Here is a 26,266-nt window from a genome sequence, read left to right as displayed (position 1 = left end):
ACGACCTCAGCTTCCGTCAACTTGAATCAGGGCGACGCTGCCATTCTGGTCATGCGTTCCATCCGGCTTGGCGTCTTTCGTGGGCAAGCGGCTGAATTCTACCTTGAAATACCAGCGATCAATTAGATCCTGCGGAAAACTTTTTTTCCCTCTGAACACATAGACAAGAATACGCTTGTCCCGATTGAAATACCAAAAACCGGGTTCCAGCTTATTTGCTGACAATCCATCAATTTCGCCCTTGTAATTCTCAGGTTCTCGCTCAAGCAGCCTGATCGGATTCGCGCTGACCAACTGGGCAAGGCGTGCACGGTCTTGCTGCACCGCCGCCTCAAGAGCCTTGCTGTACAAGGCGCTACGCATATTTGCCACCAACAATTGCGCACCAGCCCTCTCGGCCTCGTCCTGATAAAAAGCCAAGCGCTGCAACAAGACGGCCGCCAGAACGCTGAAAATAATTGCAACAACAGCGAGTTCGAGCAGGCTGAAGCCTTGCCCTCGCCTCCGTTGCGGCGAAACGACACCAATTGTGTACTGGGCCGGTTTGCGCATCAGTGCAGGGCCGCTTGCCCCAGATTCCAGATCGGCAGGAAAATCCCCAGCGCCAGCACCAGCACCATCGCCCCGAGAAAGGTAATCATGATCGGTTCAATCTGGGATGCCAATGTTTTCAACTCATAATCCACTTCGCGCTCATACATTTGAGCGATCTCATCCATCAAATCATCCAGTGCTCCCGACTCCTCGCCAACGGCGATCATCTGCAGTACCACTGGCGTGAAGACGCCCGCCGCGATGGAAGTACGCAAGATGCTGTCGCCCCGCTCCACGCTGTCGCGCATCTGCTCCACCCGCGACGACAAATACGCGTTATCCACCGTCTGAGACACCACGGTAAGTGCCTGCACGATAGGCACTCCGCTGCGACTGGATAGCGCAAAGCTGCGCGCAAAGCGGGCCATGGTCGCTTTGTGGATGATTTTCCCGGCAATTGGGAAGCGCAGCTTGGCCTTGTCCCAGGCGAAGCGTCCGCCAGGTGTCGCAACCCAGGTGCGCGAAGCGAAAAAGCCCGCAATTGCCGCCACCAGCAATACTGGCCAGTACTCAACGGTGAATTTGGAAGTGGCTATCAAAATGCGCGTCATAAGCGGCAGTTCGGCTTTGAAACTCTCGAACACTTTGACGAACTGCGGAATGACAAAAATGTTCACGACGACCATCGCCAACGTCATGGCGATGATGACAAACGTCGGATAACGTGTAGCGCTTTTGACCCGGTTTTTCATCTCCCGGTCAAATTCCAAGTGATCAAACAGGCGCAGAAACACGTCGTCGAGCCGGCCGGTCATCTCGCCCACCTTCACCATGGACAGGTAAAAGTTATTGAACACTTCAGGGTGGCGCCGCATCGCGGCGGACAATTCGCGGCCCGCGTCCAGCGATTCTCGCAAATCCTTTATAACCCGCCCGAACGATTTGCTGATGGCCGACTCTTGCAGGCCAGCCAGCCCGCGCATGATCGGCACGCCGGATTTGAGCAAAGTATAGATCTGGCGGCTAAATAGCTGCACGTCCATGGAATTGACCTTTTTCTCGGTCATCCTGGCCCACCAGCTCTCGCCGTCCTTGGCCGCAGCCTGGCGCGTGAGCGTGATTTCCACCGGCGTGGCGCCGGTGCCGAACAGCTGGTCGGCCACCGCGTTGCTGTCGGCGCCCTCCAGCACTCCCTGCATCAGTTCGCCGCGCGCGTTGCGGGCCTTGTAGGCAAAAAACGGCACGTCACTCCTCGTACTGGTTGCTGATGCGCATGGCTTCAGAGATGGTCGTGCGGCCCTGGATCACCAGGTGCACCGCGTGCCGGCGCAGGGTCTCGCCCCGCATCTGCGCATGCGCCACCTTCATGAAGTGGCTGGTGTCATGGTGGTGCGACGCGTCCACCACCGCCTGCGTCATCTCCAGCAGCTCATACACGCCGGTACGGCCGCGATAGCCCATGCCGTTGCAGTGCGAGCAGCCCTTGCCGTGGAAATAGCGCGCCATGTCCACCTTGTCGTTCAGCTCCAGGCGCAGCCATTCGTGCTCGGTCGGCGTGGGCGTGTACGGCGTGGTGCAGCTTTCGCAGATCACGCGCACCAGGCGCTGCGCCAGCACGGCCTGCAACGAACTGCCCACCATATAGCGCGGCACGCCCATGTCCATCAGGCGCAGCGGGGTGCTGGCGGCGTCGTTGGTGTGCAGCGTGGAAAGCACCAAGTGGCCGGTCATGGCGGCGCGCAGGCCGATCTGGGCGGTTTCCTGGTCGCGCATCTCGCCCACCAGCACGATGTCCGGATCCTGGCGCAGCGCGGAGCGCAGCACGCGCGCGAAATTCAGTTCGATCTTGTCGTTCACCTGCACCTGGTTGATGCCGGGCAGGCGGTATTCGACCGGATCTTCCACCGTGATGAGCTTTTTCTCCACCGAATTGAGCTCGGCCAGCGCACTATATAGTGTGGTGGTCTTGCCGGAACCGGTGGGGCCGGTCACCAGCACCAGGCCGTTCGGGCGCTGCACGATGGCGCGGAACTTCTCCAGCACACCACGCGGCATGCCAATCGCGTCCAGCCTCAGGTTGATGCCGCCCTGGTTCAGCAGACGCATCACCACCGATTCGCCGTACTGGGTGGGCATGGTGGAAATACGCACGTCGATGCGCTGGTTCTTCACGCGCACGGCAAAGCGGCCGTCCTGCGGCAGGCGCTTTTCCGAGATGTCCAGGTCCGACATCAGCTTGAGGCGCAGCGCCAGCGACGGCGCGATCTTGATATCGGCCTCGGTCTGCAGGTGCAGCACACCGTCGATGCGGAAGCGGATCTGCAAGCGGCTTTCCTGCGGCTCGATGTGGATGTCCGAGGCGCGCACCTGGGTGGCGTCGTCGAACACCGACTGCAGCAGCTTGACGATGGGCGCTTCTTCCAGGCCGGGATTGGCGGCCAGCGCGCCGAAGTCGACCGACACGTCGCCCAGGTCCTGCTCCAGCTCGCGCGCCAGGTCGGTGATATCGTCGGTGCGGCGGTAGATGCGGTCGATGGCGGCCAGCACCTCGGTCTCGTTGACCACGGCCAGCTCGATATTCTGCTGCACCAGGCGGGCGATTTCGTCGTAGGCGAACAGGTCGGTGGGGTCGGCGATGCCGACCAGCAGCGAGCCGCGCCTGTCCTCCAGCACCAGCGCGCGGAAGCGGCGGGCCTGGGTTTCCGGCAGCAGGCGCACCACTTCCGGATTGATGTTGTAGAACTTGAGGTTGATATAGGGGATGTTGAGCTGGCGTGCCAGCGCCCCGGCGATCTGCTCCTCGGTGACGTAGCTGCTCTCGATGAAGACCCGGCCCAGCTTGCGGCCGCTGCGCTTCTGTTCGGCCAGCGCCAGTCCCAGCTGTTCCTCCGTCAGCAGCTTTTGCTGCACCAGGATTTCGCCTAAGCGGACTTTTTCGGGCCGAGCCATACACTACTCCGATCGTTGCACATTGGTCGCGGCCATTTTATGCCAGATCAGCCCGTTTCTACGAGTAATATGTGCTGCCCGCTGGCTAAACCAGTCCGATATTTGCTACAGTGCTCATCTGTTCAGCATGCACGCATATGGCCCTCGACCACTTCAACCTGACCCGCCCGCCTTTCAGCCCCGCAGCCGGCCCCGCCTTCCACTACGAGGACGCGGCGCGGCGCGAGTTGCTGGGCGCCCTGCACTACGCGCTCAGGCTGGGCGATGGCGTGATCAAAGTGACCGGCGAGCCGGGCAGCGGCAAGCGCATGCTGTGCCAGGTGCTGGCCGAGCGGCTGGCGCAAGGGGCCGTGCCGGCCGCGCCGCCGGTGCAGGCCTTGCTGCTGGGGCGGGGCACGCAGTTCCCGGTGTCGCCGCTGGACGCGGTGTGCGCCATCGCGCGCAAGCTGGACCTGGCGCCGGGCGGGCTGCGCACCGACGAAGTGATGCGGCTGCTGCACACCCATCTGGCGGCCGGGCGCGCCGCCGGCAAGCTGGCCGTGCTGCTGGTGGAGGAAGCGCACGCGTTGCCGCTGGACACGCTGGAGACGCTGCGCCAGCTCACCAACCTCAGCGCCGGGCCGCATACGCTGCTGCCGGTGGTGCTGGTCGGTACGCCTGAGCTGAACCATGTGCTGCGCCAGCCGCGTTTGCGGCAGCTGCGCGAACGCATCACGCTCAGCTTCGTGGTGCCGCCGCTGCCGCCGGAACTGGCGCCCGAGCTGCTGGCCTGCCGCCTGCGCGCCGCCGGGCACCCTGACGGCGCCCTGTTCCAGCTTGACGCCGCCAAACTGATCGCCCGCACCGCCGGCGCCGACCTGCACGCGCTCGTGGCGCTGGCGGACCGCTCGCTGGCCGTCGCCGCCGGCGCCAGCGCCTCCGCCGTGGCCATGTTCCATGTGCGCGACGCGATCAAGGGCGTACCGGTGCGGCCCGCCGGCGATGCCGCACCGGCTACCCCAGCTGTGGCGGTTGTGGCGTTTGCCCCAACGGCGCCGCTAGTGGCGGAAGCGGCGCCAGCGCTAAAGACCGAGGCTGAGCCAGAGCCCAAGCTTGAACCCTCCTTCGCGGCAGCGCCTGAAGTTGAGCTTGCGCCCACGCCTGCGCCGGAACCGCCGCCGCCCGCCTCACCCGCCGCACTCGAACTGGCTGAACGATTCGCCGCCCCGCCGTCAACACCGCCTGGCGGCCTGCAAGACTTAATGCCGGCGCAGCTGCGGCCCAGCTCGCTGCGCCGCAAAGCGGTGATTGCAAGCGGCGCCATGCTGGCTGTCGCCGGCATTGCAAGCGCCGCTTTCCTGCTACGCCCTGCGGCCGCCCCGGCCAGCGCCATCGCCGCCGCGCCCCAGCCAGCGGCAGCGGAGTCCGTCCCGACCGCTACGGCAGTTGCATCGGCCCCGCCCGCTGCGGCAGCGGCGCCCGCCCAGTCCCCGGTGAAAGCAGCCGCGTCTGCGCCCGCCATCGCCGCCGCGCGCGGCCTGACGCTGGACGTGCCGCGCCACACGGCGGCAGCCGCCACCTCCCGACCCGCCAGCCTGCTCAAACAGTCCCTGCTGGCCAGCAAGACCTGGCTGCGCGATGAGCCTGCAAACAACTTCTGCGTGCAGATCGAGAACTTCCCCGCCAGCGAACCCGAGCGCGCCGAGCAATTCCTCGCCGACACCCGCGCCGCCATCGGCCTGAGCGAAGTCCACAGTTACCCCATGCTGATCAAGGGCGAACCCCGCATCGCCATCGTCTACGGCAGCTTCGCCTCCGCCAAAAAAGTCCAGGAAGTGCAAGCCACGCTGGCCGAGCGATCCGGCGCCCGCCACAAAATCCGCACCATCAAAGGCATCCGCGAGGCCGTGCGGCTTGCCCAGCAAAAAGCCGCGTCCGAATAGTCATCGCGCCGCAATCTCCCAAAGGTTGGATGGCGCCATCTCCCGCATTAAGGATAATGGGACGCTCTTGACAACGTCCCCCCGGAGACCGCAATGAACAAAAACTTTCTCACAGGCATCGTCGGCATTATCATCTGTGGCGGCCTCCACGCCGCCGAACATGGCACCGAAAAGGAAGCCGAAGACCTGGTGGCGAAAACCATCGCCCAGATGAAGGCGGAGGGCCAGGACAAGGTGCTGACCCAGATCAATAGCCGCGCCGCCGGCACCGAATTGAAGGACCTGTTCGTCTTCGTCTACGACTACGGCGGCACCATGCTGGCGATGGGGCCGAACAAGAAAATGGTGGGCAAGAACCTGATCGATATGAAGGACGTGGATGGCACACCGCTGGCCAAGGGCATGATCGACATGGTCAAGGCCAAGGGCAAGGGCTGGTACGGGCCATACAAGTTCTCCAACCCGCAAACCTCTTCCTACGAATACAAGAAAGCCTACTGCCAGCAGGCGGTCGGCGAGACGCTGGCCTGCGTCGGCGTTTATCTGGGCGACAAGCGCCCGAAATGAGGCGACGCGCCGCCTGCCTGCAGCTGTTGGCCCTGCTGCTGTGCTGCGCCGCCACCGCAGCCGACGTCCAACCGGTGCTCAGGCTGGCAGCCAACTATTGGGAGCCTTACACCGGCGCGGAGTTGCCCGGCAAAGGTCTCGCCGCCGAGATCGTCGCCACGGCGCTGCAGCGGGCCGGCTACGCCACCGCGATCGACATCATGCCCTGGAGCCGGGTACTGAGCAACGCTTACAACGGCCAAAGCGACGGCGTGGTGGCGATCTGGCCGACCGCACAGCGCCGCGCCCGCATCTTGTACAGCGACAGCTACCTGTCCAACGAGCTGCACCTGTTTTTCCTGCGGCCAGAGCTGGGCGACCGAAGCAGTATGGACGCCCTGACCGGCCTGCGGATAGGCGTGATGCGCGGCTACGACTACAGCGACAATTTTCTTCTCCACGACAATTTCCAGGTGCTGCCGGTGGACCGGGTGGTGCAGAATCTGCTCAAACTATCCGTTGACCGAATAGACATGCTACTGGAGGACAAACGCATCGTTGCCTACAATCTGCGCCACCGCTCGGACGAGCTGCGCGGGCTGCCGCCGCTGAGGCACTCGGCCACTCCCCTGTTGACGCTGCCGCTGCATTTCGGCATGAGCCGCCGCCATCCGCAGGCCGAGCAAGTGATAGCCGCTTTCAACGCGCAACTGGCCCGCATGCGCAAGGATGGCACGCTGGCCGCCATACTCCGACGCTTCGACGAGGCCCAGCCAATCAAATTTACAGTTGGCAATTGAACCGTGCGCCCCTGTTGCAGGTTTTGTTAGATGATGCGAACTGTCGTTCCAAAACTACAACATTCCGCTTGCCTGGGGCGTTCTGCACATGAAACAACTCGTCGCTCCGCTCATCCCGGTTGCCTGCTTCCTGCTGGCCGGTTGCGCCACGCCGCAACTGGCGCTCTCGCCTGCGCATCTGGCCGACACGCCGCGCGTGGCCGGCGCCATTCCGGATCCCGTGCGCCAGAGCACGCTGCCGCCGCCGCCCAAGCCTTCCGCCAAGGTGGAGACCTATAGCGTCACCGTGCACAAGGTGCCGGTGCAGTCGCTGCTGTTTGCGCTGGGGCGCGATGCGGGCATGAACGTGGATATTCATCCCGGCATTGAAGGCACAGTCACCCTCAATGCGCTGGACCAGACCTTGCCGCAGCTGCTCGGCCGCATTGCGCGCCAGGTGGATATGCGCTACGAGATCGAGGGCAGCAACCTGGTGGTGCTGCCGGACTCGCCCGAGTGGCGCAACTACAAGGTCGATTACGTCAACGTGGCGCGCAGCACGAACAGCAGCGTGAATATCGCCACCCAGATTTCCACCACCGGCGGCGGACAAGGCCAAAGCAGCAATCCGGTCGGCGCGGCTACGCAGGGCGGCGGCGGCGCCAGCTCCAGCCTCGGCAGCGGCAACAACAACTCCACCACGTCGGTGTCCAACCGCTCGGACAATAATTTCTGGTACAGCCTGGAAAAGAACATCCGCGACATGCTGCGCGCCTCGACCCTGGGGGATGCGCAGCAGGATCCGCTGGCGCAGATGGCGGCGCAGGCCGCGGCCCAGGCCGCGCAAAGTGCGCCGGGCGCCGCCGGCCAGGGCGCCATTGCCCCCATGGGCGCGGCGCCGCAGCCTTTCACCGACAACGCCTCGCCCTACTCGCCGCGCGGGCGCGCCCGCAGCGATCCGTCCATCGTGGTCAATGCCGAGAGCGGCCTGATCGGGGTGCGGGCGACCGCGCGCCAGCACGAGAAGATCCAGGAGTTCCTGGACCTGGTGGTGAACAGCGCCAGGCGGCAGGTGCTGATCGAGGCCACCATTATCGAAGTGAAGCTGGGCGACCAGTACCAGCAGGGCATCAATTGGAACGGCCTGAACGGGCGCCTGAACCTGATCCAGGGCCAGGTGGGCACGCAGCCCCTGCCAAGCGGCGTGCAGCCGGGCGTGAGTCCCGGCATGTTTGTGCTGAACTACCTCAATCCGGGCAACCTGAGCGCGACCATCCAGCTGCTGGAGTCCTTCGGCAAGGTGAAGGTGCTGTCCAGCCCGAAAATCAGCGTGCTGAACAACCAGACCGCCATGCTGAAGGTGGTGGATAACAATGTGTTCTTCACCATCAAGGTCACGCCCGCCGTGCTGAACTCCACCGGCACGGTGACCGCTCCCGCCACGTATGAATCCACCCTGCAGACCGTGCCGGTGGGTTTTGTGATGAGCGTGACCCCGCAAATTGCCGACAGCGACGAGGTGACCCTTAACGTGCGGCCGACCATCACCCGCATCGTCGGCTATGTGCAGGATCCGAATCCGGCTCTGGCGGCGGGAAATGTGCGCAGCCAGGTGCCGGTGATCCAGGCGCGCGAGCTGGAGTCCATTATGAAGATCAGCAACGGCCAAGTGGCGGTGATGGGCGGACTGATGCAGGATTCGGTGGACAACGCCAAAGATGGCGTGCCTTTCCTGAGCACGCTGCCGGTGGTGGGCAATCTGTTCGCCTACCGCAACGAGAGCGCGACCAAGACGGAGCTGGTGATCTTCATGCGGCCGGTGGTGGTGAAGGACGCCAGCATGAGCGGCGACTATAAGGACTACCGCTACCTGATGCCGGGCCAGGCAGGTGGGCTATGAGCTTGCTGATGCAGGCGCTCAAAAAGGCGGAGCGCTCCAAACAACATACCTTGCTGGACGAGGAGACGGCGGACAAGCCGTCCGAGGCGTTTGACGAGGTGCTGGCGCTGACGCCGCAGGACCTGGCGCAGGACCGCTTTCAGCCCAGGCCGACCGAGTTTTCGCTGGAGCCCCTCGATGAGCCGCTGCTGCCGGAGCAGGAGGATGAGCAGATTCCTGCATTGACGCCAGCCGAGGAGGCGCCCCATGATCCGACGCCGCCCCAGGCTCGCGTCGGCGGCGAGCATGCCGGTGCGCCTGCAGCGGAAGCCAGGCATAAAACGGAAAGCGGGGCCGGACCGGACAGCAGCGCCCGCTCCTGGCCACGGTCCGCCCCTGGCCCGCGCGTTGAAGCTGGCACTAGCGCGGGCGCGGGCGCGGCAGCCCGGATGCGGGCGGCGGCGCGCGCGGCGGCGGATGAGAAGCTGGGCTGGGATCCGGCCCGCATGCGGATTGCGGTGCTGGGCGGTATTTTGCTGCTGGTCGTGGCTTTGTTCGGCTATCTGTTCTGGCGCGCCACCACGTCGCCCGGGCCAGGCGCAAGCCTGCCCATGGTGCCCATGCCGCCGCCGGATGCAGCGGGCGCGAAAACCGGCACCATTGTCGTTCCGGCCGGGAGCACGCTGGGCGGGCCGGTCGGCGCTGATCTGCCGGGAGCGCAGGCCGGCGCCGCCGGCGCAGGCGACCATCCGGCGCCATCCGGTGCGGCGCAGCCCCAGGCGCCATCATCCGGCATCACGCTGGCCACGCCCTACCCGCGCGGGTCTTCCGGCCCGGGCTCCATGCTGGGCTCGCCGCGCGGCGCGCCTCCAGCATCCAATACGGTCATGGCGACGCCGGAGGAAATTGAGCAAGCCATGCAGATGCAGGCTGGCCAGCAAGGTGGCTCGCCACCGCCATTCGCGGCGTCGGCGCACGGCACGCCACCGGCCGGATCGGCCGGAAGCGCATCCGGCGCGGGCGGCCTGGGCGCAAACGGCACGGTATCGTCCGGCGCACGCCCGTCGGACACGGCCTGGTCCAGCGGCGACATCAAAGTGAGCCGCCATAGCAATGCCCCGCGCCTCAGCCCGGCGCTGCAAAGCGGCTACCAGGCACTGCTGGCGGGCGACCTGCCTGCCGCCGCCGAGCACTACGCCGCCGCCCTGCGCCAGGAACCCAACAACCGCGACGCCCTGCTCGGCAACGCCGCCGTGGCGCTGCGCCGCAACGACGCCGCGCAGGCTTCGGCCAGCTACACCCGCCTGCTGGAGCTCGACCCCAGCGACGCGGACGCCCTCGCCGGCCTGCTCAGCCTGCGCCCCGGCGACGCCGGCCAGTCCGAGCAGCGCCTCAAGGCCCTGCTGCGCAAAACGCCGGACGCCGCGCCCATCCAGTTCGCCTTGGGCAATCTGTACGCGCGGCAGGCGCGCTGGACCGACGCCCAGCAGGCCTATTTCCGCGCCTACACGGCCAGCCCGGACAACCCGGATTACGCGGTCAACCTGGCCATCGGCCTGGACCGCTTGAACCAGCCCCGGCTGGCCCTGACCTACTACCAGCGCGCGCTGGCCCTGTCCCAGTCCGCCCCAGCGGGCTTTGACGCCGAGGCCGTGCGCGCCCGCATGCGCCAGCTCGGGGCGCCGGACTAAGCGATGGGCGAGTCTCCGAAAATCCCGCTCGGCAAGCTGTTGATCCAGAAAGGCGTCATCAGCGAAGACCAGCTGCGCATCGCCCTGATCGAGCAGAAGCGCAGCGGCGAGCCGCTCGGCAAGATGATGATCGCGCTGGGCTTCGTCACCGAAGCCATCATGCGCGAGGCGCTGAGCGAAAACCTGCACACCCCCAGCGCCGACCTGAACAGCCTGGTGGTGGACGCCGTCGCCCTCAAGCTGATTCCCAAGGAAGTGGCCAAGCGCTACCGCGTGTTCCCCATCGTCTACCAGCGCGACACGGACAACCTGGTGCTGGCCATGTCCGACACCAGCAACATCGTGGCGCTGGACCAGATCAACGCCATGCTGGTGCAGGGCATCACCATCACGCCCATGCTGGCCAACGAGTCCGACATCCAGCGCGCCATCGACCAGTACTACGGCTTCGAGCTGTCCATCGACGGCATCCTGCACGAGATTGAAACGGGCGAAGTGAACTACGCCAGCCTGGGCACGCTGAGCGACGAGTACAGCCAGCCCATGGTGCGCCTGATCGACGCCCTGCTGGCGGACGCGGTGCAGAACGGCGCCTCGGATATCCACTTCGAGCCGGAGCAGAGCTTCCTGCGCATCCGCTACCGCATCGACGGCATCCTGCGCCAGATCCGCAGCCTGCACAAATCCTACTGGCCGGCCATGGCGGTGCGGCTCAAGGTGATCAGCAAGATGAACATCGCGGAAACGCGCGCGCCGCAGGACGGCCGCATCGCCATCAAGTTCTCCGGCCGCCAGATCGACTTCCGCGCCTCGGCCCAGCCCACCACGCACGGCGAGAACATTGTGCTGCGCGTGCTGGACCGGCAAAAAGGCATCGTGCCGCTGGACGGCCTGGGCCTGGACGAGCCCGAGCTGACCCTGCTCAAGCTGATGATCGCCCGTCCGGACGGCGTGATCCTGGTGACCGGCCCCACCGGCAGCGGCAAGACCACCACCCTGTATTCCATCCTGAACCACATCAACACCGAGAGCGTGAACATCATGACGCTGGAAGACCCGGTGGAATACCCGATGAACATGATACGCCAGACCTCGGTCAACGAATCGGCCAAGATGGGCTTTGCCGATGGCATCCGCTCCATGATGCGGCAGGACCCGGACGTGATCCTGGTGGGCGAGGTGCGCGACAAGGAAACCGCCGAAATGGCCTTCGCCGCCGCCATGACCGGCCACCAAGTGTATTCCACGCTGCACACCAACTCGGCCGTCGGCTCCATCCCGCGGCTGCTGGACATCGGCATCGTGGCCGACGTTATGGCGGGCAATATCATCGGCGTGATCGCGCAGCGCCTGGTGCGCCGGCTGTGCCCGCACTGCCGCGCGCCGAACACGGCGGACCCGCTGGAGCGCCGCCTGCTGGGCCTGCCAGAGGACAGCCGGGGCGACACGCCCGCCACGCTGTACCGCGCGGTGGGCTGCGAGCGCTGCGCGCACCAGGGCTACAAGGGCCGGCTGGCCATCATGGAACTGCTGAAGATGAACGCCGAGCTGGACGAACTGGTGGCGCGCCGCGCCTCGGCGCGCGAGCTGCGCAAGGCGGCGCACGCGGCCGGCTTCAAGACCCTGGTGGACGACGGCATGCGCCGCGTGCTGGAAGGCGTGACCACGCTGGAGGAAGTGTCGCGCGTGGTCGATCTGACGGACAGGCTGAGCTGATGCCGCACTATCTTTACACCGCCATGGACAGCGCCGGCCAGCTTATGCCGGGCAATATGGACGCGGCCAACGTGCCCGACCTGGAGCTGCGCCTGGGCCGCATGGAGCTGGACCTGATCGACTACACGGTCACGCGCGAGAAGCTGCTGGTGCTGGGCCGGCGTTCGATTACGCGCGCGGACCTGATCAATTTCTGCTTCCACATGGAGCAGATGACGGGCGCGGGCGTGCCCATCCTGGAAGGCCTGGACGACCTGCGCGAGAGCATGGAGCAGCACCCGCGCTTCCGCGAGGTGCTCACCGCGCTGATCGAGAGCATAGAAGGCGGCCTGCAGCTGTCGGACGCGCTGGCCGCGCACCCGGAAACCTTCGACCGCACCTTCACCAGCCTGATACACGCCGGCGAGCAGAGCGGCAAGGTGGCGGAGGTGTTCGGCAACCTGTCGGACAGCCTGAAATGGCAGGACGAGCTGGCCGCGCGCATGCGCAAGATCCTCACCTATCCGCTGGTGGTGGCCCTGGTGGTGCTGGGCGTGACCTTCTTCCTGATGATCTACCTGGTGCCGCAGCTGACCGCCTTCATCCGCAACATGGGCAACGAGCTGCCGCTGCACACGCGCGTGCTGATCGCCGTGTCCGGCGCATTTATCCAGTACTGGTACGCCATCCTGCTGCTGCCGGTGCTGGCCTGGGTGGCGCTGCGCGTCTGGCTGGGCCGCAGCGAGCGGGCGCGCTTCGCTTTCGACGCCTTCAAGCTGCGCGTGTGGCTGGTGGGGCCGGTGCTGCACAAGATTATCCTGGCGCGCTTTGCCACCTTCTTTGCGCTCATGTACGCGTCCGGCATCACGATACTGGAGTGTTTGCGGCTGTCCGAAGGCATCGTGGGCAACCGGGTGGTGGCGTCCGGGCTGCGCCGCGCGGCGCAGCTCATTTCGGAAGGCTATAGCGTCACGGCGGCGTTCCAGCACACCGGCATCTTCCCGCCGCTGGTGATCCGCATGCTGAAAGTGGGCGAAGCCACCGGCGCGCTGGACCGCGCGCTGCACAACGCCAGCTATTTCTACGACCGCGAAGTGAAGGAGATGATAGAGCGCGTGCAGGCCATGATAGAACCGGCCATGACGGTGACGCTGGGCCTGATGCTGGGCTGGATCATGTTGTCGGTGCTGGGGCCGATCTACGACACCATCAGCAGCATCCGGCTGTGAGGACCACCACCATGCGCCGCAAACACCTCTTTTACCTGAGCAGCGACAGGCTGGACGCCTGGCTGTGGCAGTCCGGCAAGCTGAGCGGACCGGCCAGCTTTGCCGCCACCCGAGCGGGACTGGACGCCTTCCTCGGCTACCTGGAGCACAAGCATCCCGGCGCGCCCGCCCTGCTGCTGGCCGACCTGGTGGAGGAGGACTTCCAGCGCATGCTGCTGCCGCACGTGGGCGGCAAGGCGGGCCGCAATCTGCTGGAACGGCGCTTGCTGCAGCAGTACCGCGAAACGCCCTACCGCCAGGCCATGGCCCAGGGCCGCGCGGAGGAAGGCCGGCGCGACGATATCCTGCTGTGCTCGGCGCTCACCAATCCCTTGCTGCTGCAGCCGTGGACGGATGCGCTGGCGCTGCTGAAGGTGCCGCTGGCGGGCCTGTATTCGGTGCCGCTGCTGAGCGAGGAGCTGGTCTCCCGGCTGGGCCTGGGACGCGAACACGAGCATTTGCTGCTGGTGACGCAGCAGACGGCGGGCGTGCGCCAGAGCTATTTCCACGATGGCCGCTTGAAATTCAGCCGCCTGACGCTGGCCACGGACCGGGAAGGCGCGCTGGTCAACGCCGGCGCGGAGACGGCGCGCACGCAGCAATTCCTGGTGAGCGTGCGGCTGATCGAACGCGGCGAGCAGCTGCACGCCGTCATGGTGGCGCCGGAGCCGGACCTGGAGCGCTGGAGCGCGCAGTGCGAAAGCGGGCCGGAGACGGCTTACCACTTTATTCCGCTGGCGATCGCAGCCGGACTGGCCGGGCTCGGCGGTGCGGGCAACCTGGGCCAGCCGTCCACGGACGCGCCGCTGGCCGATCCGCTGTTCCTCGAGCTGCTGGCCAGGACGCAGCCGGCCGGCCAGTATCCGCTGGGCGAGGACAGCCGCTACTACCGCCTGTGGCGCATCCGGCAAACGCTGATGTCCTCCAGCGCGGCCCTGGCCGCGTGCGCGCTGCTGTGGACCGGGGGCAATCTGTGGGCCTATGCGGACGCGCAGCACGAAGGCAGCCGGCTGGTGATGGAGGCGGCCGGCTACGACGCCAGCTACCGGGTCAGCATGTCGGACATGCCGCCGTCGCTGGCGCCCACCGCCAATATGAAGGCGGCGGTGACGATAGAGCGGCTGCTGGCCACGCAGGCGCCCGCGCCCATCGATATGGTGGGCATGCTCAGCGCCGCGCTGGACAAAGTGCCGCAGGTGCAGATCGTGCGCCTGGACTGGCGCGTGGCGGCGGACGGGGCCGACCCCGAAGCGGCCATTCCATCCAGCGTGCTGGGCATTCCCTCCAAGCCGCCGCAGTCGCTGCGCGTCGAGGCCGAGATTCCGCTGGTGGCCAGCAGCACGCGCGCCATTGTCGACAGCATGAACGCCTTTGCGCAGGAGCTGGCCCGCAACCCCAGGCTGACGGTGGCCATAGAACGGCCGGTGCTGGACGTCAGTTCCTCGGCCAAGCTGAGCGGCAGTACCGGCGCGGCCGGCGGCAAGCCGGCCCCGTTCATCCTTAACCTGAGCCTCGCGCCATGAACGCCGCGTCCCGCAAAGCCCTCTCCCCGCGCGCGGCGGCGCTGCCCTACTGGCTGCGCGAGTTTTCGCTGATCCGCGCGCAGGTGCTCGCTTTCGTGCTCACGGCAGCGCTTGCGGCGGCGGCCGTGACCGCCAGCCGCTGGTACTTCCACCAGGCGCGCGACTACCAGGCCTGGGCGCAGCAGAAGCGCAACGGCGCACGCGACCGGCTGTTCAACGCAGAGACCGAAAAGCGCGAAATCCGCCTGTACCAGCCGCAGTACGCGGCCCTGCGCGAGCGCGGGCTGATCGGCAAGGAGAACCGGCTCGACTGGGTGGACGCCATCCGCCAGGTGCAGGAACAGCGCAAGCTGCTGCCCATCAGCTACGAGCTGGCGCCGCAACAGCCGGTGCGCCTGGATCCGGCCACGCCGCTGGGCGGCTACCGCCTGCACGGCAGCCGCATGAATTTGCATATGGACCTGCTGCACGAAGGCGACCTCTTCGTGCTGCTGGACGACCTGCGCCAGCGCAGCTTCTACAGCGCGCAGGAATGCAGCATCAAGCGCGCCGCCACCGGCCTGCCGACGCCGCTCGCGCCCACGCTCACGGCCGACTGCACCCTTAACTGGCTCACGCTGACGCCCGCGCCGGCCCCGCAAATCGCCCAGCAATGGAGGCCGCAATGAGCCACCTTGCAGCGATCCGCGCAAGCTGCGCGGCCATCGCGGCCTGCCCGGCGGCGGGCCGGGCGCACGTCGCAACAGCGCTCCTGTCCATGTTCGCCGCAGCGCCGCTCTGGGCCATGCCGCCCGAGACGCAGGCCCAAACGCAGGCGCCGGCCGCCCAGGTCCGCCACCTGGGACGCCTGTTCTCCACGCCCCAGCAGCGCGCGCAGCTGGACGCCCAGCGCGACGGCAACGCCGTGGAAAACCAGGCCAGCGCCGACGGCGCCGCCATGCCGGCCGCAACGCCGCCCGCGCCGCTGCAACTGAACGGCGTGGTCCAGCGCAAGGGCGGCCGGGCCACGGTCTGGCTCAACGACGTGCCGCTGGCCGAGCCCGGCAGCCAGGTGCTGCCGGACCGCTCGGTCTTGCTGCATCTCCCTTCCGGCAAGCGCATCACCCTGAAAGCGGGCCAAAGCTATGACGAAGCCACGGGCGCCATCACCAATGCCGGCCAATAAGCCCATGCGCCGCCAGCGCGGAGCCGTGCTCCTGATCCTGCTCGCCGTGCTCGCGCTGGCGGGCGCGTCGCTGTTGATGTCGGCCTTCAGCGGCGGCGCGGTGGACAAGCGGCGCGTCCAAAGGACGCAGATGCTGCTGGCCGACGCCACCGACGCGCTCACCGGCTTCGCCGCCGCCAACGGCCGCCTGCCGCGCCCCGCCGTCTCCGCCACGGACGGCCGCGAGCGGCCCCAGCCCTGCGCCAGCGACGAACAATGCACCGGCTTCCTGCCCTGGGTGGCGCTCGGCGTGGCCGGCGAGGACGCGTGGGGCAAACTGCTGCGCTACAGCGTCACGCCCGCCTTCACCAGCTACGACTACCAGCCTGCAACGGCCGCCGCCACGCGCACCGTGCAGCAGCGCGGCGCGGACGGCGAACTGCACTACGTGGCCGGCGGCCCCGCCTGCACCGCCCAGCTGCGCTGCGCCGCGCTGGTGCTGCTCTCGCACGGCAAGCACAACTACGGCGTGTCGGCGCACGGCGTGGAGCAGGCCAACGCCAGCACTGGCGCCGACGGCGGCGACGAAGCCGTCAACGCCACCACCAGCACGCACTTCATTACCCGCGCCGCCAGCAGCAAGCCGGACGCCCCCGGCGGCGAGTTCGACGACCAGCTGGCCTGGCTGTCCCTGCAAACCCTGTACGCCCGCATGCGCGCCGCCCGCACGCTGCCCAACTGAAGACGCCACGCCGCCATGAACAAGCAACACGGATTCAGCCTCGTCGAAATCGCCATTGTGCTGGTGATCGTCGGCCTCATGGTGGGCGGCCTGCTCACGCCGCTCACCATGCAGCTCGAGCAGCGCAAGGCGGCCGACACCCAGCGCGCGCTGGACGAGGCGCGCGAAGCGCTGGTGGGCTTTGCGCTGCGCAACGGCTACCTGCCCTGCCCCGCCATTTCCGCCAGCGACGGCCAGGAGGACCGCAGCGGCGGCCGCTGCACCGGCGAGCGGCGCGACGGCTATCTGCCCTGGGCCACGCTGGGCCTGCCCCGGCTGGACGCCTGGAACCACTTGTACCGCTACAGCGTCACGCCCGCCTTTGCCGACAGCGCCATCCGCTTCAAGCTGGTCACCGCGCGCGACATCACCGTCTACACCCGCGACGGGCTGGGCAACCTGGCGCCCGCCACCGCGCCGGCCGACATCCCCGCCGTCATCCTCTCGCACGGCAGGAACGGCTACGGCGCCACCAGCGACGCCGGACTGCTTGTCAGCAACGGCTCGCGCAGCAACGAAGACGAACAAAACAACGCCCACGCCGACATCAATTTCATGGCGCGCAGCGCCAGCGACAACCACGCCCTGCCGGGCGGGGAGTTCGACGACATGGTGGCCTGGGTCTCGCCCAACATCCTGTTCAACCGCATGGTGGCGGCGCAGGTACTGCCCTAATCTGAACACAGCGAAAGGAACTCACATGCGCAAATCAAGCAAACCGGCCGCCCAGCGCGGCTTCACCCTGGTGGAAATCGCCATCGTACTGGTCATCATCGGCCTGCTGCTGGGCGGCGTACTCAAAGGACAAAGTCTGATCGACAGCGCCAAGGTGAAAAACATTATCCAGCAGGTGAACTCGCTCACCTCGGCCGTGAATGCCTACCAGGACAAATTCCGCGCCCTGCCCGGCGACGATCCGCTGGCCACCGCCCATGTGCCCGGCGCCACCGGCAACGGCAATGGCGACGGCCAGATCACCGAATACCAGCTCGCGCCGCAGCACCTGGCGCTGGCCGGCTTTATCACCGGCTCGTACAACGGCAGTTCGGACTTCATGACCAGCGCCCAGGGCGGCGCGGTCTATCTGTACAACGACGTGGTGGGCGGGCGCGGCGGCAACGGCATCCGCATCGACAACCTGCCCGACACCGTGGCCGAACAGATCGACGCCAAGCTGGACGACGGCAAGCCCAACACCGGTTCCGTGCGCGCCGCCGTCGCCCCCGGCGTGACCGCCTACACCAACACCGGCGCCATCATCACCCGGCTGGCGATCTTCTTCTGATCTTGGCGGGTTACGGTGCGTTGCACCTAACCCGCCCTACGCTCGTCGGCGCCGTGGTTCCGCATCGACGCATTCGGTTCCGGCCTGGCGCCGTTGGGCTCGCGTAGGGCGGGTTAGCGCGAAGCGCGTAACCCGCCAACACAAAAAAGTACGCGCGTTCGTTTTTATGCGATAGAATAAATAAACTATCCCAACGCAGGAGACGCGATGTTTGAGGAATTCATGGGCACCAAAGCAGTGTCCGAACGCCACCAGTTCGACGTGGCGGCGCTGGACGCGTATCTGCGCCAGCACGTCGAAGGCTACCCGGAAGGCGAGCTGGCGGTGGTGCAGTTCAAGGGCGGCCAGTCCAACCCCACTTTCAAGCTGAGCAAGGGGGACCAGCCGCATTGTCAACACTACGTCCTTCGCACCAAGCCGGCCCCGGCCGCCAAGCTGCTGGCCTCGGCCCACGCCATCGACCGCGAATACCGCGTGATGGACGCGCTCAACAAGGCCGGCTTCCCCGCCGCCCGCCAGTACACCCTGTGCACCGACGAATCCGTGATCGGCCGCGCCTTCTACGTGATGGAGTTCGTCGACGGCCGCGTGCTGTGGGACCAGGCCCTGCCCGGCATGACGCCGGCCGAACGCAGCGCCATCTACGACGAGCAGAACCGCGTCATCGCCCAGCTGCACAGCATAGACTACACCGCCATCGGCCTGGGCGACTACGGCAAGCCCGGCAACTACTTCCAGCGCCAGATCGAGCGCTGGAGCAAGCAGTACGTGGCTTCGCAGACCGAGCAGATCGAAGCCATGGACCAGCTTATCGCCTGGCTGCCCAACAACATCCCGCCCGGCGACGACACCGCCATCGTGCACGGCGACTACCGCCTGGACAATATGATTTTCCACCCCACCGAGCCGCGCATCCTGGCGGTGCTGGACTGGGAACTGTCCACGCTGGGCCACCCCTTCGCCGACTTCTCCTACCACGCCATGGGCTGGAATATCGAGCCGGGCCAGTTCCGCGGCATCGCCGGGCTGGACCTGAAAGCGCTGGGCATCCCCTCGCAGCAGGAATACATCGCCAAATACGCCGAGCGCACCGGCAAGACCATACGCCTGGAAGACTTCAACTTCTACCTGGCCTTCAATATGTTCCGCCTGGCGAGCATCATGCAAGGCATTATGAAACGCTATGTGGACGGCACCGCCGCCAGCGCGCAGGCGCTGGAATCGGGCAAGATGGCGCGCCCCATGGCGGAGCTGGCCTGGGCCTACGCGTCCGGCAAACAAATCTAACAGGAGACGGGCATGGAATTCGAGTACTCGGCACGCTGCAAAGAACTGCAAGCCAAACTGCTGGCCTTCATGGACCAGCATATCTACCCGAACGAGAAGGTGTTCTACCAGGAAGTGGAGCGCAACGGCCGCGAAAAGGGCAACCGCTGGATACCCACCGAGATCATCGAGAAGCTCAAGCCGCTGGCGCGCGAACAGGGCCTGTGGAATCTGTTCCTGCCCAAGTCCACGCGCGCGCCGGAAGGCCTGTCCAATCTGGACTACGCGCCGCTGTGCGAAATCATGGGCCGCGTGCCCTGGGCGCCGGAGGTGTTCAACTGCGCCGCGCCGGACACCGGCAATATGGAAACGCTGGAACGCTACGCCAGCGAGCAGCACAAGCAGCAATGGCTGGAGCCCCTGCTGCGCGGCGAGATCCGCTCGGCCTTCGCCATGACCGAACCGGCCGTGGCCTCGTCGGACGCGACCAATATCGAGACCCGTATCGAGCGCAACGGCGACGAGTACGTGATCAACGGCCGCAAGTGGTGGATTTCGGGCGCGGGCGACCCGCGCTGCAAGATCTACATCACCATGGGCAAGACCGATTTCAGCGCCGCCCGCCACCAGCAGCAGTCCATGATACTGGTGCCGGCCGATACCCCCGGCCTGACCGTGGTGCGTCCGCTGCCGGTGTTCGGCTACGACGACGCGCCGCACGGCCACTGCGAGCTGGTGTTCGAGAACGTGCGCGTGCCGGCCGCCAACATCCTGCTGGGTGAAGGACGCGGCTTTGAAATCGCCCAGGGCCGCCTGGGGCCGGGCCGCATCCACCACTGCATGCGCGCCATCGGCGTGGCCGAGCGCGCGCTGGAGCTGATGTGCCAGCGCCTGCACAGCCGCGTGGCCTTCGGCAAGCGCATTTCCGAACAGGGCGTGTGGCGCGAACGCATAGCCGAGGCGCGCATCCAGATCGACACGGCCCGCCTGCTGACCCTCAAGGCGGCCTATATGATGGACACCGTGGGCAACAAGGGCGCGCAGGCCGAGATCGCCATGATCAAGGTACTGGCGCCCAACGTGGCCCAGCAGGTGCTGGACTGGGCCATCCAGGCGCACGGCGCGGCCGGGGTGTCGGACGAATTCCCGCTGGCCTACCAGTGGGCCGGCAACCGCACGCTGCGCCTGGCCGACGGCCCGGACGAGGTGCACCGCAACGCCATCGCCAAGCTGGAGCTGGCCAAGCACCTGCCGCTGAAGGAAGACCTCGGCCTGCCCGTCACGCGCAGCTGAGCACCCTCCCTGCCCCTGCGACATTGTTTCAGCAGTGTTGCATCGGGGCCGGCGGGCGTGACAATTTTTCTTGGTCGCCGCGCGGCGCTCGGCTATCATCAGAGCGCTATCCACGCACTCCGGGGGCGATGCGGTGCTAAACACTACGGCCAGGCTGCCATCGATACGCTTGCAGATCGCGCTGCTGGTCCTGGCCTGCGCGCTGCCCTCCGTCATCGGCCTGGGCGTGCTGGTCCAGCACTTCTATCACCGCCAGCAGCTGCAGATCCAGCACGACACCCTCATTACCGCGCGCACCCTGGCCGGCGCCATCGGCCATGATATCGACGCTGCCGAAGGCGCGCTCCTGGCGCTGGCCGGCGCGCCCGGACTGGACAACATCGGCGACAGCATGGAAGGCGCCGGCGAGGCCGCCTTCGCGGCGCAAGCCGGGCGCCTTCTGCGGCCCGGCTTGCCGGTCCACCGCATCCTGCTCAGCGACGCGGGCGGACGCCAACTGCTGAACGCAGGGCCGGCCGGCGCCGCCATCCCCCAGCAGGACAACCTCAAGCGCCTGGCCACCCTATTCGAACAAGGCAAGCCGGCACTGTCCGTGCTCCCCCAGCCCGGCCAGCCCCACCAGCCGGAAGTGGCCGTGGACGTGCCGGTACTGCGCAACGGCAAAGCCGTCTACGCGCTGACCGCCGTGCTGCTGCCCCAGCGCCTGGACGCGGCCGCCGCCGTGCAGCACCTCTCGCCCCAGCTGCTGATGGCGCTGATCGGCGCGGACGGCATCGTGGTGGACCGCAACAAAAACCGCGAGCGTTACGTGGGCACGCCCATGTCGGAAACCAACCGCGCATTGTTGCTGGCCAACGGCGAGGCCGCGCTGCGCACCGATTCGCGCGACGGCTTCCCCGTCTTCGCCGCCCTGTGCCTGCTGCCGGGACGGACCTGGGCCGTGGGCGTGGGCATGCCGGAGCAGGAAGCCATACTGAATGCCGAACTGCCGTCGGTGCCGCTGGTGTCCGGCGCGGTGTCCATGCTGCTGCTGGTGGGCATCGTGCTGGCCTGGCTGATGGGCGGCCAGATCAGCCGCTCCATCGTCGGCCTGACCCGGCCCGCGCGCTCGCTGGCCAGCGGCGAAGCCATGCAGCTGCCTGTGATGACTTTCCGCGAAGCCGATGAAGTGGCCCAGGCCCTGGCCCAGGTGGAAGTGGACGTGCACCGCCACCGGCACGAGCTGGAGGCCCTGGTGGCCGAACGCACCGCCGAACTGGAGGCGTCCAAGGCGCTGCTGGAGAACGTGTACGCCAGCGCGCCGGTCGGCCTCAGCTATGTGGACCTGGACCTGCGCATCGTCATGATCAACGACTACCTGGCCTCCGTGAACGGAAGGCCGGTGGCCGAGCACATCGGCCTGCATTTCGGCGACGTGATTCCCGACCAGCAGGTGAGGAACGACGTGGAGCGCGACTACCGCAGGGTGATCGCCACCGGCGAAGCCATCTCCGGCATCGAAATGAGCGGCAGCGCGCCGGGCCGGCCGGACCAGGCCTGCCACTGGCTGTCCGGCTACTTCCCGGTGCGCGACGCCACCGGCCGCATGATAGGCATTACCGGGCTGCTGGTCGACATCTCGCCGCAGAAGCGCATCGAGCGCGAACTGCGCCAGTCCAAGCAGCTGTTCAAGTCGGCCGTCGAATACATGCCCGCCATGCTGTTCCTGAAAAGCGCATCCGACCTGCGCTTTGAAATGCTGAACCGCTCGGGCGAACTGACGCTGGGCCGTCCGCGCACCCAGGTGCTGGGCAAGAACGATTTCGATTTCTTCCCCCGCGAGCAGGCCGAAGCCTTCGCCGCCGCCGACCGCGCCGTGCTGGCCAGCGAGGATGTGGTGGAAATCGCCGAGGAGGAGCTGACCGCGTCCGACGGCACCGTGCACGTGCTCAACACCCGCAAGGTAGCCTTGCGCGACGACGACGGCGTGCCCACCCATTTGCTGGGCATGTCCATCGACATCACCGAACGCAAGCGCGCCGACGAGGTGCTGCGCGCCACCTCGCTCAGCCTGGCGCGCAGCAACGCCTTTATCCGCACCGTGACCGACCACGTGCCCGGCATGGTCTCCTACTGGGACGAGCAGCTGCGCTGCCGCTTCGCCAACCGCGCCTTTATCGAAACCACCGGCAGCGACATCAACACCGTGCTGGGCGCCACCATACCCGAGATCATGGGCGGCGATATGTACCGGCGCAACCGCCAGCGCATCGAGGCGGTGCTGGCCGGCCATCCGCAAAGCTTCTACCAGGACCGCCCGGACCGCAACGGCGAATCGCGCTTTGTATGGGTCAACTATATTCCCGACCTGAACGAAGACGGCAGCACGCGCGGCTTCTTCAGCATGGTGTCGGACGTGACGGAGCTCAAGCGCACCGAGCTGCGCCTGCACGACCTGAACGAGCAGCTGGTGCGCGCGCGCGACCGCGCCGAGGCGGCCAGCCGCGCGAAAAGCGCTTTCGTTGCCAATATGAGCCACGAGATCCGCACGCCAATGAACGCCATCATCGGCCTGGCGCGGCTGCTGGAGGAGGCGCCGCTGGCGCGCCGCGAGCGCAGCTACGTGGGCAAGATCCAGCTGGCCACCCACTCGCTGCTGGCGGTGGTGAACGACGTGCTGGACTTCTCCAAGATCGAGGCCGGCCAGCTCAAGCTCGATCACAGCCCCTTCAATCTCGACCACATCCTCACCAGCATCGGCGTGCTGATCGGGCAGACCGCCTGGAACAAGGGCGTGGAGCCCATCTTCTGCATAGCGCCCGAGGTGCCGCTGGAGCTGCTGGGCGACGCCATGCGCCTGCAGCAGGTGCTGCTCAACCTGTGCAGCAACGCCGTCAAGTTCACCGAGCAGGGCGAAGTGGTGCTGGCCGTGCGCCAGCTCTCGTGCACCGCCACCTCGGCCACGCTGGAATTCGCCGTGCGCGACACCGGCATCGGCATCAGCCCGGCGCAGCAGGCCCATTTGTTCGAGGCCTTCTCGCAGGGCGACAACAGCACCAGCCGCCAATACGGCGGCACCGGGCTGGGCCTGGCGATCTGCCGCCGCCTGGCCGACCTGATGGGCAGCGCCATCAGCGTGCACAGCGAACTGGGCAAGGGCTCCACCTTCCGCTTCGCCTGCACGCTGGAGCGCGCCGTGCACGGCCTGCCGGCGCCGCGCACGCTGGCGCCGACGCTGGAGGGACTGAGCCTGCTTATCGTGGACGACAACGCCACCGTGCGCGACATGCTGGCGCGCCAGTGCGAGGCGCTGGGCTGGCGCGTGTGGAGCGCCGACAGCGGCCAGGCCGGCCTGGCCATGCTGCGCAAGCTGGCGCGCGCCGGCGCCCCGGCGCAGCTCGATTTGCTGCTGCTGGACGCCGGCCTGCCCGACCTGGACGGCATCTCGCTCTTGACCCAGGCGCATACCGACGATACCCTGCTGCTGCCGCCCACCATCATGATGGCGCCCGACCATTACACCGAGGAGTTGATCCCCATCGCCGATAGCCTCCACATCGCCACCGTGCTGGCCAAGCCCACCACGCCGGCCCGCCTGCTGTCGGCCATTACCGCCGTGCGCACCGGCTCGGTGCAGCCGTCCGCGCTGCCGGCCCACACGCCGTTGTCCGGCCGCCTGGCCGGCATGCGCGTGCTGCTGGTGGAAGACAATGAAATCAACCAGGAGATGGCGCAGTACATCCTGCTGCACGCCGGCGCCCGGGTCGATATCGCCGGCAACGGCCGCGTGGCGGTCGAGCTGCTGACCGAGGACCGCAAGCGCTACGACGCGGTGCTGATGGACCTGCAAATGCCGGTCATGAACGGCTACGAGGCCACCGCCGCGCTGCGCGCCATGGGCCTGGCCGACCTGCCCATTATCGCCATGACCGCCAACGCGCTGGACGAGGACCGCCAGCTGGCCATCGAAGCCGGCGTGAACGCCCATGTGCCCAAGCCGATTGACGTGGACGAGCTGCTGGCCACCTTGCTGCGCCTGGCGCCGCTGCGCCCCGGCCCCGGCCGGGCCGCGCCCGACGACAGCTGGCGCAAGCCGGGCGCCGAGGACAGGCCGCTCAGCCTGCCCGGCATCGACCTGGAGGCGGCGCTGAAGCGGCTGGCGGGCAACTACCCGGCTTTTGTCGGCCTGCTCAAGCGCTTCGAGAATTCGCAGGGCGGCACGGTGGGCGAAGTGCGCACCCTGCTGGGCAACAGGAAGCACCACGCCGCCGCCCAGCTGCTGCACCGCCTGCGCGGCGTGGCGGCCAACCTGGGCGCGGGCGACATCGCCCGCCTCAGCGCGCAGGCCGAGGTGGCGCTGCACGAGGCACGCGAAACCGAGCTGGCTTTCCTGCTGACTGCGCTGGACCAGTCCATCAGCGTGGTGACCGAGGCGGCGCGCACCCTGCCGCTGCCGTTGCCGGAATCAGACGCGGCCAGCGGGCCAGCCGGGGCGCCGGACGGCCCCGCGCTTCCGCAAGCACTGGAAGACCTGTTATCCTTGTTACAGACTAACAATATGAAAGCGTTGACGCACTTCCAGTCACTGCGGCCCGGACTCAAGGCGCACGGCCACGACGCCGTGCTGGCCCTGGCCCACGCCGTGGAGACCTTGGATTTCGCTGCCGCAGAACAATTGGTGCAAGATATGCTGAAGCGAAAGGACACTGCATGAGCTGGAGCGACCTGGCGATGAACGGACGCATCCTGATCGTCGACGACGCGATGGAGAATATTCAGATTCTCCACCATGCGCTGCAAGACGAGCACGACGTGCTGTTTGCGCTCAGCGGTGAAAAAGCGCTGCAGATAGCGCACAACCAGCAGCCGGACCTGATCCTGCTGGACGCGGTCATGCCCGGCATGGACGGCTACGAAGTGTGCGCCGCGCTGCGCGCCTCGGCCGCCGTGCGCGACATTCCGGTGATCTTCGTCACCGCCCTCACCCATCCCGAGGACGAAACGCGGGCGCTGGAAGCGGGCGCGGTGGACTTTATCAGCAAGCCCTTCAACGTGGCGGTGGTGCGCGCGCGGGTGCGCACCCAGCTGACCGTCAAACGCCAGGCCGACGCCATGCGCGAACTGACGCTGACCGACGCGCTGACCGGCGTGGCCAACCGCCGCAGCTTCAACGAAGCCATCGACAACGAATGGCGCCGCTGCGCGCGCTCCGGCGTGGCAATGGCGGTCGTCATGATAGACATCGACCACTTCAAGCACTACAACGACGCCTACGGCCACCAGGCCGGCGACCTGTGCCTGCAACAGGTGAGCGCGGCCATGAAGCGCTGCGCCGGGCGCCCGCCCGATCTGCTGGCGCGCTACGGCGGCGAGGAATTCATCATTTTGTTGCCGCAGGTGGGCGCGGACGGCGCCGAAGTGGTGGCCAAGCGCATCCTGGACGAAATCCGGCTGCTGCAGATACCGCACAAGGCCTCGTCGGTGGGACCGCTGGTCACCGTCAGCATGGGCGTCGCCACCGCCCTGCCGGACGAGAACGCGGACCCCAGCGCCCTGATACGCACCGCCGACGCCCTCCTCTACCGCGCCAAGGAAACCGGCCGCAACCGTTATTGCATGTCCGCCACGGACTAAGCCAGGCGGTGGCGGCTGCAGACGCGTCAGCCAAAGTTCGGGCGTGTACGGCAGATTTGCAGCTGGTTTTTTGTCCGGCTGACCGAGCAAGTGGAGAT

The 26,266-nt window shown here is 66.9% G+C and carries 20 protein-coding genes; 17 read left to right on the top strand and 3 right to left on the bottom strand.

What is annotated here, in order from left to right:
- Positions 1–6: 6 nt before the first annotated feature.
- From KT882_RS14785 to KT882_RS14775, 3 genes are read right to left on the bottom strand one after another with little or no spacing between them, the layout of a single operon-like run.
- Positions 7–552, bottom strand: a complete 546-nt coding sequence (locus KT882_RS14785) for a type II secretion system protein (protein WP_161072244.1) — start codon at positions 550–552, stop codon at positions 7–9.
- Entirely contained in the window at positions 552–1,778 is a 1,227-nt protein-coding gene (locus KT882_RS14780; RefSeq protein WP_228896437.1) for a type II secretion system F family protein, read from the bottom strand. Before KT882_RS14780 ends, KT882_RS14785 begins: the two co-directional genes overlap by 1 nt.
- Position 1,779: 1 nt before the next feature.
- Positions 1,780–3,483 (bottom strand): GspE/PulE family protein, encoded by a 1,704-nt coding sequence (locus KT882_RS14775; RefSeq protein WP_161072246.1) that lies wholly within the window; start codon positions 3,481–3,483, stop codon positions 1,780–1,782.
- Between the two features lie 137 nt (positions 3,484–3,620).
- Here KT882_RS14775 and KT882_RS14770 point away from each other — a divergent pair, with 137 nt between their 5' ends.
- The 17 genes from KT882_RS14770 (at position 3,621) to KT882_RS14690 (ending at position 26,168) form a co-directional block, all read left to right on the top strand.
- Positions 3,621–5,405 carry an ExeA family protein gene (locus tag KT882_RS14770; RefSeq protein WP_228896435.1) on the top strand — a complete coding sequence of 595 codons (1,785 nt, stop codon included), beginning with the start codon at positions 3,621–3,623 and terminating at the stop codon, positions 5,403–5,405.
- 93 nt (positions 5,406–5,498) lie between these two features.
- Entirely contained in the window at positions 5,499–5,972 is a 474-nt protein-coding gene (locus KT882_RS14765) for a cache domain-containing protein (RefSeq protein ID WP_228896433.1), read from the top strand.
- Positions 5,969–6,751: a substrate-binding periplasmic protein gene (locus KT882_RS14760; protein ID WP_228896425.1), complete on the top strand. Its 783-nt coding sequence runs from the start codon at positions 5,969–5,971 to the stop codon at positions 6,749–6,751. Before KT882_RS14765 ends, KT882_RS14760 begins: the two co-directional genes overlap by 4 nt.
- Positions 6,752–6,839: 88 nt before the next feature.
- A complete protein-coding gene (mshL, locus tag KT882_RS14755) occupies positions 6,840–8,630 on the top strand; it encodes a pilus (MSHA type) biogenesis protein MshL (protein ID WP_228896423.1) in 1,791 nt (596 codons plus the stop codon).
- 8 nt (positions 8,631–8,638) lie between these two features.
- The gene (locus tag KT882_RS14750) at positions 8,639–10,300 is read left to right on the top strand and encodes a tetratricopeptide repeat protein (RefSeq protein WP_228896422.1); all 1,662 of its coding nucleotides are present in this window, start codon (positions 8,639–8,641) and stop codon (positions 10,298–10,300) included.
- Between the two features lie 3 nt (positions 10,301–10,303).
- Positions 10,304–12,016, top strand: coding sequence for a GspE/PulE family protein (locus KT882_RS14745; RefSeq protein ID WP_228896414.1), 1,713 nt, complete (start codon positions 10,304–10,306; stop codon positions 12,014–12,016).
- Positions 12,016–13,224, top strand: coding sequence for a type II secretion system F family protein (locus tag KT882_RS14740; RefSeq protein ID WP_228896412.1), 1,209 nt, complete (start codon positions 12,016–12,018; stop codon positions 13,222–13,224). Before KT882_RS14745 ends, KT882_RS14740 begins: the two co-directional genes overlap by 1 nt.
- 11 nt (positions 13,225–13,235) lie before the next feature.
- The gene (locus KT882_RS14735; protein ID WP_161072254.1) at positions 13,236–14,786 is read left to right on the top strand and encodes a hypothetical protein; all 1,551 of its coding nucleotides are present in this window, start codon (positions 13,236–13,238) and stop codon (positions 14,784–14,786) included.
- Positions 14,783–15,454 (top strand): hypothetical protein, encoded by a 672-nt coding sequence (locus tag KT882_RS14730; protein ID WP_161072255.1) that lies wholly within the window; start codon positions 14,783–14,785, stop codon positions 15,452–15,454. Before KT882_RS14735 ends, KT882_RS14730 begins: the two co-directional genes overlap by 4 nt.
- Positions 15,451–15,951 carry a hypothetical protein gene (locus tag KT882_RS14725; RefSeq protein ID WP_161072256.1) on the top strand — a complete coding sequence of 167 codons (501 nt, stop codon included), beginning with the start codon at positions 15,451–15,453 and terminating at the stop codon, positions 15,949–15,951. Before KT882_RS14730 ends, KT882_RS14725 begins: the two co-directional genes overlap by 4 nt.
- Positions 15,938–16,672, top strand: a complete 735-nt coding sequence (locus tag KT882_RS14720; RefSeq protein ID WP_228896411.1) for a hypothetical protein — start codon at positions 15,938–15,940, stop codon at positions 16,670–16,672. The genes KT882_RS14725 and KT882_RS14720 overlap by 14 nt, the downstream gene beginning before the upstream one ends.
- A gap of 15 nt (positions 16,673–16,687) precedes the next feature.
- The gene (locus KT882_RS14715; protein ID WP_161072258.1) at positions 16,688–17,386 is read left to right on the top strand and encodes a type II secretion system protein; all 699 of its coding nucleotides are present in this window, start codon (positions 16,688–16,690) and stop codon (positions 17,384–17,386) included.
- 25 nt (positions 17,387–17,411) lie between these two features.
- Positions 17,412–17,996 carry a prepilin-type N-terminal cleavage/methylation domain-containing protein gene (locus tag KT882_RS14710; protein ID WP_161072259.1) on the top strand — a complete coding sequence of 195 codons (585 nt, stop codon included), beginning with the start codon at positions 17,412–17,414 and terminating at the stop codon, positions 17,994–17,996.
- 207 nt (positions 17,997–18,203) lie between these two features.
- Complete coding sequence (locus KT882_RS14705; protein WP_228896409.1) at positions 18,204–19,283, top strand: phosphotransferase; 1,080 nt, start codon at positions 18,204–18,206, stop codon at positions 19,281–19,283.
- A gap of 12 nt (positions 19,284–19,295) precedes the next feature.
- Positions 19,296–20,555: an acyl-CoA dehydrogenase family protein gene (locus tag KT882_RS14700; RefSeq protein ID WP_161072261.1), complete on the top strand. Its 1,260-nt coding sequence runs from the start codon at positions 19,296–19,298 to the stop codon at positions 20,553–20,555.
- Positions 20,556–20,688: 133 nt separating this feature from the next.
- Positions 20,689–25,248, top strand: coding sequence for a PAS domain-containing protein (locus tag KT882_RS14695; protein ID WP_228896407.1), 4,560 nt, complete (start codon positions 20,689–20,691; stop codon positions 25,246–25,248).
- The gene (locus KT882_RS14690) at positions 25,245–26,168 is read left to right on the top strand and encodes a diguanylate cyclase domain-containing protein (RefSeq protein ID WP_228896404.1); all 924 of its coding nucleotides are present in this window, start codon (positions 25,245–25,247) and stop codon (positions 26,166–26,168) included. The genes KT882_RS14695 and KT882_RS14690 overlap by 4 nt, the downstream gene beginning before the upstream one ends.
- Positions 26,169–26,266: the final 98 nt, after the last annotated feature.

The sequence above is a fragment of the Pseudoduganella aquatica genome (assembly GCF_020865585.1).
Taxonomy (GTDB): Bacteria; Pseudomonadota; Gammaproteobacteria; order Burkholderiales; family Burkholderiaceae_D; genus Rugamonas; species Rugamonas aquatica_A.
Note: the sequence above shows the minus strand (reverse complement) of the source record. Positions and strands in the feature narration are given on the sequence as shown.